The organism is Bradyrhizobium sp. CCBAU 53415, assembly GCF_028128735.1.
Lineage (GTDB): Bacteria > Pseudomonadota > Alphaproteobacteria > Rhizobiales > Xanthobacteraceae > Bradyrhizobium.
In genome coordinates this window covers 621,190-633,713 of the sequence record NZ_LBJF01000027.1, presented here as the reverse complement: position 1 = coordinate 633,713, position 12,524 = coordinate 621,190, and the positions used below count along the sequence as shown (strand labels likewise).

Genomic DNA, 12,524 nt, shown 5'->3' with positions numbered 1-12,524 from the left:
AGCGCTACCTTGCGGCGGCGCTGCAAAGCCGACTAGAATGCTGCCATCGACAAGAGAGCGCCCGACGTCACGGGCGCCGCTGGGAGGCATTCAATGTCCAAGATTTCGCGCCGCACCTTTGCGGCTTCGACCGCTGCTATCGCGGCATCCGCCGCTTTCGGCTTCAAGCCGGCATCCGCCGATGACGCCTATCCCACCCGGCCAATCCAGCTGATCTGCCCGTGGGGGGCCGGCGGGGGAACCGATGCCACCGCCCGCATCGTCGGCGTGCTGCTGGAAAAGGAATTCGGCCAGCCGGTGAACGTCGTCAACCGCACCGGCGGCTCAGGCGTGGTCGGTCATTCTGCGATCTCGACCGCCGCGCCGGACGGCTACACGCTCGGCATCATCACCGTGGAAATCGCGATGATGCATTGGGCCGGCCTGACCCAGCTCACGCCGAAAGATTTCACGCCGCTGGCGCTGATGAACGAGGACCCTCCCGGCATTCAGGTCAAGGCGGATTCATCCTACAAGACGGTGAAGGACCTCGCCGACGCGATCAAGGCCTCGCCACCGGGCAAGTTCAAGGCGTCCGGCACCGGTCAGGGCGGCATCTGGCATCTCGCTCTGGTGGGCTGGCTCAAGGCCATGGGCCTGCCGCCGAACCAGGTGGCATGGGTGCCCTCCAACGGCGCCGCGCCGGCGATGCAGGATCTTGCGGCGGGCGGCATCGATTTCACCACCTGCTCCATCCCGGAAGCCCGCGCGATGATCGACGCCGGCAAGGCCCGCAGCCTCGCCATCATGGCGCCGAAGCGCGCAGCGACGTTCCCTGATGTGCCGACCCTCAAGGAGGCGATGGGCGTCGACTATACGACCGGGGCTTGGCGTGGCTTCGCCGGACCGAAGGGACTTCCGCAACCGATCGCAACCAAACTGACGGCTTCGCTGAAGAAGATCTTCGAGTCCAAGGAATACAACGAGTTCATGTCGTCGCGCGGCTTCGGCGTCGTATGGAACGACGCTTCCGGCTACGCCGCTTTCATGGACAAGTCGGACGCGCAGATGGGCGAAGCCATGAAGGCTGCAGGTATCGCAAAGACCTGAAGCCCGGCTGAAAGACCCTAACCGCCCAGACTTCGAGGCCGCGCCGTCCGCGGCGCGCCTCGCTTCGATCCCAGGGAGCCGCCATTGCGCGCCAATGATGCCATCGCCGGCCTTGTGCTCATCGTTCTCTCCATCGTGATGATTGCGCTGACCGCGAGTTTCCCCGACTTTCCCGGACAGAAATACGGGCCTTCGCTGTTTCCGCGTATCCTCGGCGCCGGACTGATCGTCTGCGGCGGGATCCTGATATGGAATGGATTGACCGCGCGGCGCATGGGCGCACCGTGGGTCGAGCTCGCGCCATGGGTCAGGGAACCACGCCGCCTGGTGACGTTCTTCCTGGTTCTCGCCCTGTTGCTGCTCTACATCTTCGCGGCCGAAACCGTCGGCTTCATTCCGCTCGCCCTGCTGTTTCTGGTGACACTGTTCCTCTGGCTCGGCGTGCGGCCGTGGATCGCCGCGGCCACGGCGGTCGTCGGTACCTTCACGATCTACTGGTTCTTCGCCACGCTGCTTCGCGTGCCGCTGCCGCGCGGCTGGCTGAACTCGATTCTCTGAGGCTGACATGAACGCCCTGCTCGAAGCGAGCCGCCTGATCTTCGATCCCTACGTGCTCTGGGTCATCGCCGCATCGGCGGCGTTTGGCATGTTCGTCGGCGCAATGCCGGGGCTCACCGCCACGATGGCGACGGCGCTGCTCGTACCGGTGACGTTCTTCATGGACCCGGTGCCGGCGCTCGGCGCGATCGTCACGGCAACCGCCATGGCCATCTTCGCCGGCGACATTCCTGCGGCGCTGCTCCGCATTCCAGGAACGCCGGCGTCGGCCGCCTACACGGACGAGAGCTATGCGATGTCCAAGAACGGACAGCTCGACCTCAATCTCGGCGTCAATCTGGTATTCTCCGTGCTGGGCGGCTTCGTCGGCGTCGCCATCCTGATCATATGCGCGCCGGCGCTGGCCGAGGTCGCGATCAATTTCTCCTCGTTCGAATATTTCTGGCTGGCCCTGCTCGGCCTGACCTGTGCCGTCTTCATGACCAGTGACGTGCCGCTGAAGGGAATCACCTCCCTGCTGTTCGGCCTCGCCGTCAATTGCATCGGCATCGATCCCGCAGCAGGCTATCCGCGCTTCACCTTCGGCAGCGTCGAACTGCTGCAAGGCATCAGCTTCATTCCCGCGATGATCGGCATGTTCGCGCTGTCCGAACTGCTCCGCGGCATGGTCCACGCCGATGCGACGGGAGCCGTCATCGCGCAAAGGATCGGCAATATCTTCAGCGGCGTCTTCGGCGTCTTCAAGCGCTATTGGTTCAACTTCCTGCGCGGGTCGGCCATCGGCGTTCTGATCGGTGCACTCCCCGGAGCCGGCGCTGACATCGCGGCCTGGATCTCGTTCGCGATCTCGAAGCGCTTTTCGAAAGAGCCGGAAAAGTTCGGCACCGGCCATATCGAAGGTATCGTCGATGCGACCTCGGCCAACAATTCCGCGCTCGGCGGCGCCTGGATCCCGGCGCTGGTTTTCGGCATTCCCGGCGATTCCATCACCGCGATCGTGATCGGCGTTCTCTACATGAAAGGGATGAATCCCGGGCCGACCGTATTCCTGCAAAACCCGCAATTCATCTACGCCGTGTTCATCATATTCGTTCTCGCCAACATTCTGATGCTGCCGCTGGGCTGGATCGCGATCAAGGGCGGCAAACAGCTGTTGCGGGTGCCGCGAAACGTACTTCTGCCGGTGATCCTGATGTTCTGCCTGGTGGGATCCTACGCCATGACCAACTCGGTCTATGGCGTCATCATGATGGTGGTCATGGGCCTGATCGGCTGGCTGATGGAAGAGCACGGCTTCCCGATCGCGCCAGCGATCCTGGGACTCGTCCTGGGCGAGATGCTGGAACAAAACTTCATGACCTCGATGATCAAGGCAGACGGGGCGTTCGTCATGTTCTTCGAGCGGCCGATCGCCGCAACGCTGGGGGTCGTGACGCTGCTGATCTGGGGCACGATGCTGTGGCGCGGGATCAAGGGTAGGCCCGCAACTCTGAGTGAGGTAGCTCCGGCGCCGTGATGGGCGGCAAACGGACGGACGGTGGCGGGCGCGAACCTCTCGCCTGCGTCGACTGGCCGTTGTACATCAAGGTATGATTCAGAAGGCCAATCTCGACATCAAAACCCTCGCCAAGGAGCTCCGCGCCGGCAGCCGCGCGGCGCTGGCGCGGGCCATCACGCTGGTGGAGAGCCGTCGCGCCGACCATCAGGCGCTGGCGCGCGAGCTGGTGCAGATGCTGCTGCCCGACACCGGCAAGGCGTTTCGTGTCGGCATCACCGGTTCGCCCGGCGTCGGCAAATCCACCACCATCGATGCGCTCGGGACCTATCTGATCGAGCAGGGCCACAAGGTCGCGGTGCTCGCGGTCGATCCGTCCTCGGCACGCAGCGGCGGCTCGATCCTCGGCGACAAGACGCGGATGGCGCGGCTGTCGGCCTCGAGCGATGCCTTCATCCGCCCTTCGCCGTCCTCGGGCACGCTCGGCGGCGTCGCGGCGAAGACGCGCGAGGCGATGCTGCTGTGCGAGGCGGCCGGATTCGACGTCGTGCTGGTCGAGACCGTCGGCATCGGCCAGTCCGAAACCGCAGTCTGCGACATGACGGATTTCTTCCTGGCGCTGATGCTGCCGGGCGGCGGCGACGAGTTGCAAGGCATCAAGAAGGGCTTGGTCGAGCTCGCCGACATGATCGCCATCAACAAGGCGGATGGCGACAATCTCAAGCGCGCCAATGTCACCGCCGCCGACTATCGCGGGGCACTGCATATTCTCAGCCCTCGGTCCGAACACTGGCATCCGCCCGTTATCACCTATTCGGCGCTGGCCGGCACCGGCATCGACGCGCTCTGGCGGAAGATCCTCGATCATCGCAAGGCGATGAACGCATCCGGCGATTTCGCCGCGCGGCGGCGCGAGCAGCAGGTGAAGTGGATGTGGTCGATGCTGGAGCAGCGCATGCTGGCAAGGTTGCGCAGCGAGGCATCGGTGCGGACGAAGGTCCGGAAGATCGAGGCCGAGGTCGCCGAAGGCCGTCTCACGCCGGCGCTCGCCGCCGAGCAGATCCTGGAATTGCTGCAATGAGCGACAAGCTCCGCATTCTCCTCACCGGCTTCGGAGCGTTCCCCGGCGCGCCCTATAATCCGACGCAGCCGCTGGTGGCGCGGCTGGCGCAACTGCGCCGTCCGGCACTCGACGATGTCGAGCTGTCGAGCCACATTTTCCCGGTCACCTATGCCGCGGTCGACCGGCAATTGCCTGAGGTGCTCGCGAGAGTGAAGCCGGATGCACTTTTGATGTTCGGCCTCGCCGCGCGCACGCCCTATCTGCGCGTCGAGACCCGCGCGCGGAACGCCGTGACCATGCTGTGGCCCGACGCCGCCAACACCCGCTCGAGCAAGCGCGGCATCTCCGGCCATGCGGATGCGATGAGGTTCGGCCCGCACACCGCAAGGCTGCTGCGCGCCGCGCGCCTCACCGGCATCGACGCGCGCCCCTCACGCGACGCCGGCGCCTATCTCTGCAATTACCTGAGCTGGCGCGCAATCGAGAACGTCAGGGCCGGCGGGCCGCGGCTTGCGGCCTTCATCCATGTTCCCCTGCTTGCGCGCGGCGGCGCGGCACGGCGAAAAGGGGCACCGCGCATCACGTTGGAGGAACTGGTGGATGCAGGGGAAGCCATGCTGATGGAGATGGTGCGGCTGGCAAGGAAGACACGCAGCCCGATTGCGTAAACATTTAACCCTACCGCGAACAATCCTGACCACCCTCGCCGCCCTGCGCTACCTAATGCACGCGGACCCCCGCGTCCGCCGGAGGACGCGTCATGGACCTCAATCGCCGCCATCTCATCGGAGCTTCGACCGCGGGCATCGCCGGCGCGCTCGCCATGCCGGCCGACGCCGCGCGCGCGGCGCCGCTGACGTCCCTGCTCGGCCGCGACGCCACGCAATATGGCGTGCGCCCCGGCAGCAGCGAGGATCAGACGCGCGCGCTGCAGCGCGCGATCGACGAGGCTGCGCGGGCGCAGATGCCGCTGGCGCTGCCGCCAGGCACCTATCGGACCGGTCTGTTGCGGCTCCCGAACGGCGCGCAACTGATCGGCGTGCGCGGTGCGACCAAGCTGATCTTCACGGGCGGGGCCTCGATGATCCAGAGCGACGGCTCCGATGCGATCGGCCTCACCGGCATTACCTTCGACGGCGGCAACATTCCGCTGCCGACCCGGCGGGGGCTGATCCATGTTCTCGGCGGGCGCGACGCGCGCATCGCCGACTGCGCGTTCGCCGGCTCCGGCGGCAGCGGCGTCTGGCTCGAGCAGGTCGCGGGCGACATCTCCGGCAACATCTTCACCAACATCGCGCTGACGGCGGTGGTGTCGTTCGACGCCAGGGGCCTCAGCGTCTGCCGCAACACGATTCTCGGCACCAACGACAATGGAATCGAGATCCTGCGCACCGCGATCGGAGATGACGGCACGCTGGTCGCCGACAACCGCATCGAGGACATCAAGGCGGGTCCCGGCGGCTCAGGCCAGTACGGCAATGCCATCAACGCCTTTCGCGCCGGCAACGTGATCGTGCGCGGCAACCGCATCAGGAATTGCGACTACTCGGCGGTGCGCGGCAACTCGGCCTCCAACATCCACATCAGCGGCAACAGCGTCAGCGACGTGCGCGAGGTCGCGCTCTATTCGGAATTTTCGTTCGAGGCCGCGGTGATCGCCAACAACACGGTCGACGGCGCCGCCGTCGGCGTCTCCGTCTGCAACTTCAACGAGGGCGGCCGCATCGCGGTGGTCCAGGGCAACATCATCCGCAACCTGATTCCGAAACGGCCGATCGGCACCGCCCCCGACGATGATGCCGGCGTCGGCATCTACATCGAGGCGGACACATCGGTCACCGGCAATGTGATCGAGAATGCGCCGTCCTACGGCATCGTCGCCGGCTGGGGCAGATATCTGCGCGACGTCGCGATCACGGGGAACGTGATCCGAAAAGCGCTGGCCGGGGTTGGCGTCTCCGTGGTGCCGGGCGCCGGCACCGCGCTCGTCAACAACAACATGATCTCCGAGACCCCGCGCGGCGCCGTGGTCGGCCTCGACCACGCCCGCGCGGTGACGTCGGATCTGTCGGCCGACGGGGCGCAACGCTTCGCGCAGGTAGTGGTCGGCGGCAATGCGGTGCGGCGCTAGAGCGTTTTCGAGCGAAGTGGGCGCCGGTTCGCGTCAAGAAAACGCGTCAAAACAAGAGTCTAGAGCCCCGTTCCGATTCCATCGGAACGGAAAAGGCTCTTGGTGTGCGGCTGCTGACGGGCCGTGCATCCTTCGAGGCTCGCTCTTGCGGTGCTCTGCACCGCAAGGCTCACGCCTCAGGATGACGGGGTTGGAGAAGTTCGGCCGCCCTCTTGAACATCCCTAGAACGCGTTCCTGAGCAGCGGGTACTTCGCTTCCAGGCCATCGAGGCTGAAGGTGAATTCAACGACCCGCTCGGGGGCCGCGACGATTTCGGCGACGGGCGGGGCGAACTGCGGCAGGAGCGCTGCCATCGCCGCAGGCGCCGTCTTCGGCAGCTTCACGGCAGGCACCGCGAGCGGCGGCCTCACTTCGGGCGCGGTGAACGGCGTCATGACGGCGGGCGCAAGGGGTGATCTCACGGCAGGCGCGCTTAGCGGCGCCCTCGCGGCGGGAGCCTTAAGCGGCGGCATCTCGGCGGGGGCGGTAAACGAAGCCACCGCGACAGGTGCAGTGGGCGGCGCCATCGCGACGGATGGCAACACCGCCGCGATCGGTGCCTCGGTGATCTCCGCGAGCACGTCCGGCTGCTGATCGAGCCTGACCGCCACAGCGGTCTCGGGCGCGATGTGAACGGCCTTGGGCTGGACGATCTGCGCCTGCTGCTCGCGTGGTGCGGTGCGGGGCATCGTCGCCGGCGACCAACCGAATGCGGGCGTCACGCTTGCAGCCGCCTCGGCGACGTCCCCGCCGGTTGCGAGCGCGCGCCAGGTCTGGACCGCACGCTTGGCTTCCTGGATGTTTTCAAGGAATTCGATCTCGGAATGATACCGGCGCCAACGGCCGGTCTCGAACATCTCGGAGAGATGTTGCAGGCGCTGTTCGGCGAGAGCGCACCAGCGCGCCGCGATGGCGCGCCCAGCGACTGCGTCGCGAACGAACTCTTGGCGATGTGTCATGAACCAGCCCGTCAGGAAAAAATACGGACGCGGGGGACGCAACGCACACGAATCAATTTAGACGCGACATGAATATTTTGTGGAAAAGATTTGACTTGTCCAGCAGCGACACGGCATTGGTCATCAAATACCGTAGTCCTCCGGAAATTCGCTGCGTTTTCGAGTCAAGCTTCGCACAAGCATAACGGAGTTGCGGCGCCTTGCGCGCGCGACGGCAACGGACGGCTGCGGCGATCCTCAACCGCAAGCTGAACGAATGCGGAGCTTCAAAAGATCGGATGCCCAAAGCTTCGGTTCCGATTGAATCTGAACCGACGCTCTAGATGCTTGTTTTGACGCGCTTTCTTCACGCGAACCGGCATCCACTTCGCTCAAAAACGCGCTGAAAAGAAAAGACCCGTCCGGGGGGACAACCGGACGGGTCGAGCCATATGGGCGCTTGGGGTGGATGGGCGCTCGCGCCTGATATGACTGATGGGGAGGGATGACCGCTCCCACATCAGTTGGTCGTGGCAGCTTGCTGAACGTTCAATGCGGGGGGTCGCCTTTTTCTGCCTCAGGCCCGCACGGATCTTCGGTGGCAGCTGCTATCGCGCCGCCGGCTTATCTGCCTGAGAAACCGCGGATTTATCGTCCGCGCTCGACAGCGAGGGCTGCTCGATCGCGCGGCTGCCGGGCTCGTCGCGACGCTTCTCCGCATCTTCACGTTTTGTTGTACCGGACGCGGCCGCAACCGGCGTCGCACGGTCGGCAGGAACGGCCATGACCGCGGCAAACGCGTCGGTCTGACCGTCGCCGAACAGGTCGTCACGCCCGGGTGAACCGAGGTCGCGCGCGGTCTTTGCCAGCGTCATGCGCAGCGCCTCCGGCTTCAGGGCGTGGTTGCGCTCGAGGAGCAGCGCCGCGACGCCGGAGACATGGGCCGCCGAGAACGAGGTTCCCGAGGTCATCTGATATTTGCCGTCGGGTGCCGGCAGGAAGATGTCGACGCCGGGGGCTGCGAGTGCGATGTAGTTTCCGCGGTTGGAGGCGGAGAACAACCTGTCCTGCCGATCCGTCGCGCTGACCGCGATCACATTGGGATTGGCAGCCGGATAAAGCGGCGGCGATTTCGCGCCGGCATTGCCGGCGGCCGCGATCAGCACGAGGCCGCGCGCGGCCGTCGCCGCGATCGCGCGCTCGACGACCGCGTCCTTCGGACCGGCAAAGCTCATATTGACGATCTGCGCACCGTGCTCGGCGGCGTAGTTCAGTGAGCGCAGGATGATGTAGGACGAGCTCTCGGCGCCGCCGTTGGCACCGCCGAAGGCCCGGATGGCGATGATGCGCGCCTCGGGCGCGCTGCCCATCAGACGGGCATGCGCCACGATGGCACCGGCGATGCCGGTGCCATGGACGTGCGGCCCTTCGGCACTGCCGAGCGCATCGAAATTGTCGGCGATGGAATTGGCGAGTTCGGGATGCCTGGCGTCGATGCCGGAATCGATCACGGCAACCGTGACGTTGGCGCCGTGCGCCAGCGTATGCGCCTGCGGCAGGCGGAGTTTCGTCAGTGCATATTGCGCGGGATCGCCTTCGACCGGCGCGGACGGTTTCTGGTCCTGGAGCACGTAGCGGAAGTTCGGCTGGACCGAACGCACGCTGCCGTCGGCCGCGAACTCGCGCCGCACCGTCTCATATGGCCGGCCGTCGGTGATGCGGAACAGGCCGAACGTCGCCCCAATCAGCGGAAAATTCTCGGATGCGACGCGCGCGAGGCCGTGGCGACGCGCAAGCTCGTCGGCCTCCGTCACCGACAGGGTGCCGTCGATCTCGGCGACGAATTCGCCTGCGAAGGTGCGCTGGTTCACCGCGACCGGCGTGTTGTTGCCGCGCCCCTTGCCTGCGCTCTTCTTGCCCGATTTCCCGCTGCCCTCGCCGCCCGCGTGCGGCTGCGCCAGGCATTCGCCGTCGGCAGCTCGATAGGGCGCCGTGCAGGCCGGGTAGAGGTTGGGGGAGTAGCGCACATAAGGCAGCACCGGCGCCGGCCCTATCCGCGCCGACGGGATCCGGGCGGTCGTGATCGGACGCGGGCCGCGGTCGACCGACACCGCCCGGGCGGATACGGTCGGGCTGACCCGCGGGGCGATGCTCGGAGAGATCGTCGGCGTGCGCGAGGGAACGCTGATCGTAGGCGTACGCATGATCGCCTGCGCCTTCGCAACCTCGACGCCGAGACAGAAGGTGACCAGAAGCGCGGCCGCGACGGATGAAGCGTAGGCCCCGGCACGCACCCTGCTCTCGGACTCGCCCGTCATCGGCTCAGCGGCGCGCCTAGGGCGCCGCGACGGCGAGGTTGACGAACTTCTCGCGCTGCATCCTGCCGAGCAGCGAGGCGAGCTCGTCCTGGCTCATCGCCTTGTCGAACTGGAGGCGGAACATGCCGCCCTTGGCGTCGCCGATGATCGAAGCCTGGTAGCTGTCGAGCAGCGCGGTGATGTCGGCGACGCGCGCCTCGGGCGTGAATCGCACCAACGCGCGCGCCGGCGCAGCGGAGCCGGCAAGTTCGCGCGTGATCGGCGCGCCGGTCGAGAGCGAAGCCGTCTGGAAGGTCGCCGGCTGGTTCTTCATGAGCACGGCGCCGATGATTCCGGCCTGCAGCACGAGTGCGATCGCGCCGAGGCCCGCCGACCACGCCAGCGTCCGCGGCGACAGGCTCGCGAAGAAGGTCGAGATGCGCGCCGACAGCGGCAGCGAGCCGCTTGCCCGTGCCGGCTCAGCGTCGATCGCGGCGAACAGCTTCTGCATCGCGCGCGCCGACGGAGCGCCCAGGCTCTCGTTCAGATGGATGGTCTCTTCGTACTCGCCGCGGATCGCGGCATATTGCCTGGCAAGCACGGGATCGCGCGCCAGCGCCTCCTCGACACGGCGCGCATCGCGCGCGTTCAGCGTGCCGGCGGCGTGCCAGGGCAGCAGCAGTTCAATTTCACTGGGCTCTTGCTCCAGCATCTTCTTGCTCAATGCCATCATGGCCAGCCTCGCTCGACGCCGGCTGCCTTCAGCAGTTCGGCCAGTTTCTTGCGCGCATAGAACAAGCGCGTCTTCACAGTGTTCTCCGGAATTCCGACGATTTCGGCCACCTCTTCCACGGACTTCTCGTGGTAGTAGACGAGATCGACGATTTCCCGGTGTTCCGGCGAGAGCCCCGTCAGGCACTCTCCCAACGCTGCGCTGGTATCCTTCTTCTGCACCACCGTTTCCGGATCGTCGGACGCATCCTCGATCGCGTTGGCGGCTTCTTCGTCCAACTCGAAATCCTTCCTGCGCCGGAGCGCAGACAGGGCCTTGAATCGGGTGATGGCCAGCAGCCAAGTGGAAACGGCGGATCGGCCCTCGAACTTGCCGGCTTGACGCCAGACGTCGAGAAACACCTCACTGATGAGGTCTTCCGCCGCCTGCTCGTCCCGCACGAGCCTCAGTCCGAACCTGTAGACCCTGACATGGTGCCGCCCGTACAGCACCTGCATGGCGAGCCGGTCACCTTGAGCGATCCTGGCGATCAGAACCTCGTCGGAAGCCGCCTGTGTCACGCTCAATGGCCGTCTCGCAAAGTTGGTCGGGTCGATGCGGCGGAGGGTTCGACGAGGGGTGCAAAATTGTTCAGTCTACCGCAGTCATACGGGAGCCGGTGTGAGCTACCCCACATACGCGCATTTTTCTTGTCCCACCCGCGAGGGACAGCGGTGTCGATCCATATCGGTAACATAATACTGCGTACTTCCCTGCGGAATGCCCTTCCGGCACAGGCGGCCGGCCGAGCCGGGTTCTATAGCGGCCCTGCGCTACGTTTGTCGCGCCAAGCCCTGCTTTGGCTCGACCGCATCGCACACGATGTACGATCGCCGTTAAGAATTCTCGCGCCGGCTGATCGCCTTGTTCCGTGCTGCACGGTTCGGATTCGTTTTCAAAGGATACCAAACCTAAAGGCTTGCCATGTAGATTTTTGCGCTGACATCCACCATTGGCGGGACCATGAGCACGGCCGCGACGTCCTTTCCCGAGAGGAATGCCGCAGAGGTCGCGGATCTCGTCCTCGCGCCGGAGACAGCCGCCCCCGAAGTGAGGGCGCGCCGGGCCCGGCAGCGCCGCCAGATGTATATCGGCCAGGTCGCGAGCTACTCGCTCGGCACCTCGGTCCTGCTGCTCTACGCCTATGACGGAACGATCTCCATGGGCGTTCCGTCGCTGTTCTGGCTCGGCGGCCTCCTGATCATCGGTACGTTCACGGTGCTGTCGGAAGCCGGATTCGGCGACCGGTTCGAGGATCATTACCTCACCGTCTATCAGATCTCGGCGCATATGGCGCTGCAACTGGTGTTCCTGCTCGCGGTGCCGACGGTCGGGGTCGCGTTCCTGGCCGTGTTGTTTCTGATCTTCGCGTTCGGCACGCTGCGGATGACGTCGAGCCAGGCGATGCTCACCTGGGGCCTTGCCACCTGCGGTCTCGTCCTGGTTTTCCTGGGATCGGACCTGCCGATCGGACTGCCGGTCACGACCCGGCTGCAGCGAACCGCCTCGATGCTCTGCTTCGTGCTCGTGATCGGGCAGTGCGCCTTCCTCGGCCTGTTCGGCGCCACCCTGCGCAAGGTCCTGTACCGGCGCAGCATCGAACTGAAGGCCGCCTATCGGCGCATCGAGGAGCTGGCCGAGCTCGACGAGCTCACCGGCTCCTACAACCGCCGCTGCATCATGCGGCTTCTTGACGCCGAGATCGAGAAGTCGCGGCGGGCATCCGCGCCTTGCGCGATCGCGCTGATCGATCTCGACTGGTTCAAGCGGATCAACGACGCCCACGGCCATCCCGTTGGCGACGAGGTGCTGCGCACCTTCGCGATCACCATTTTCGCCAACCTCCGGCCGGCCGACGGTTTCGGCCGCTACGGAGGCGAGGAATTCCTGCTGCTGCTGCCGGACACGTCGGGCGACGTCGCGCACCGCATGCTCGAGCGCCTGCGCGGCATCGTTGCCGAACTCGACTGGAGCGCCTTCACTCCGGGCATGCGGGTGACCATTTCCGCGGGCGTCGCGACGCTGCACGACATTGATACTGCCGACACATTTCTCGCACGCGCCGACCGCGCGCTCTATTCCGCCAAGGCGCAAGGGCGCAACTGCATTGTAACGAACTGACCAATCCGTTTTCTCCCGGC

11 protein-coding genes are annotated in these 12,524 nt (G+C 65.6%); 7 read left to right on the top strand and 4 right to left on the bottom strand.

All coding sequences use genetic code 11. The features are described from left to right. Window positions 1-93 precede the first annotated feature (93 nt). The 6 genes from XH87_RS31060 (at window position 94) to XH87_RS31035 (ending at window position 6,336) form a co-directional block, all read left to right on the top strand. Window positions 94-1,089, top strand: a complete 996-nt coding sequence (locus tag XH87_RS31060) for a tripartite tricarboxylate transporter substrate binding protein (protein ID WP_271590172.1) — start codon at window positions 94-96, stop codon at window positions 1,087-1,089. 84 nt (window positions 1,090-1,173) lie between these two features. Next, on the top strand, window positions 1,174-1,647 hold the full coding sequence (locus tag XH87_RS31055; RefSeq protein WP_035716347.1) for a tripartite tricarboxylate transporter TctB family protein: 474 nt from the start codon (window positions 1,174-1,176) through the stop codon (window positions 1,645-1,647). A 7-nt stretch (window positions 1,648-1,654) separates the two neighbouring features. Continuing rightward, the gene (locus tag XH87_RS31050; RefSeq protein WP_035716350.1) at window positions 1,655-3,163 is read left to right on the top strand and encodes a tripartite tricarboxylate transporter permease; all 1,509 of its coding nucleotides are present in this window, start codon (window positions 1,655-1,657) and stop codon (window positions 3,161-3,163) included. A 73-nt stretch (window positions 3,164-3,236) separates the two neighbouring features. Continuing rightward, window positions 3,237-4,223 carry a methylmalonyl Co-A mutase-associated GTPase MeaB gene (gene meaB / locus XH87_RS31045; RefSeq protein ID WP_271590171.1) on the top strand — a complete coding sequence of 329 codons (987 nt, stop codon included), beginning with the start codon at window positions 3,237-3,239 and terminating at the stop codon, window positions 4,221-4,223. Then, on the top strand, window positions 4,220-4,873 hold the full coding sequence (locus XH87_RS31040) for a pyroglutamyl-peptidase I (RefSeq protein ID WP_271590170.1): 654 nt from the start codon (window positions 4,220-4,222) through the stop codon (window positions 4,871-4,873). Before meaB ends, XH87_RS31040 begins: the two co-directional genes overlap by 4 nt. Window positions 4,874-4,965: 92 nt before the next feature. Further along, complete coding sequence (locus tag XH87_RS31035; protein ID WP_271590169.1) at window positions 4,966-6,336, top strand: TIGR03808 family TAT-translocated repetitive protein; 1,371 nt, start codon at window positions 4,966-4,968, stop codon at window positions 6,334-6,336. Window positions 6,337-6,558: 222 nt separating this feature from the next. Here the strand turns inward: XH87_RS31035 and XH87_RS31030 are convergent, their stop codons facing one another. The 4 genes from XH87_RS31030 to XH87_RS31015 form a co-directional block, all read right to left on the bottom strand. Then, the gene (locus XH87_RS31030; RefSeq protein WP_271590168.1) at window positions 6,559-7,335 is read right to left on the bottom strand and encodes a TIGR03809 family protein; all 777 of its coding nucleotides are present in this window, start codon (window positions 7,333-7,335) and stop codon (window positions 6,559-6,561) included. Window positions 7,336-7,922: 587 nt separating this feature from the next. Then, window positions 7,923-9,632: a S8 family serine peptidase gene (locus XH87_RS31025; protein ID WP_271590167.1), complete on the bottom strand. Its 1,710-nt coding sequence runs from the start codon at window positions 9,630-9,632 to the stop codon at window positions 7,923-7,925. Between the two features lie 16 nt (window positions 9,633-9,648). After that, the gene (locus tag XH87_RS31020) at window positions 9,649-10,344 is read right to left on the bottom strand and encodes a hypothetical protein (protein WP_271590166.1); all 696 of its coding nucleotides are present in this window, start codon (window positions 10,342-10,344) and stop codon (window positions 9,649-9,651) included. Further along, the gene (locus tag XH87_RS31015) at window positions 10,341-10,910 is read right to left on the bottom strand and encodes a sigma-70 family RNA polymerase sigma factor (RefSeq protein WP_271590165.1); all 570 of its coding nucleotides are present in this window, start codon (window positions 10,908-10,910) and stop codon (window positions 10,341-10,343) included. Before XH87_RS31015 ends, XH87_RS31020 begins: the two co-directional genes overlap by 4 nt. Before the next feature lie 436 nt (window positions 10,911-11,346). Between XH87_RS31015 and XH87_RS31010 the strand changes: the two genes are divergently transcribed. Further along, window positions 11,347-12,504 carry a GGDEF domain-containing protein gene (locus XH87_RS31010; protein WP_271590164.1) on the top strand — a complete coding sequence of 386 codons (1,158 nt, stop codon included), beginning with the start codon at window positions 11,347-11,349 and terminating at the stop codon, window positions 12,502-12,504. The last annotated feature ends 20 nt before the right edge of the window (window positions 12,505-12,524 follow it).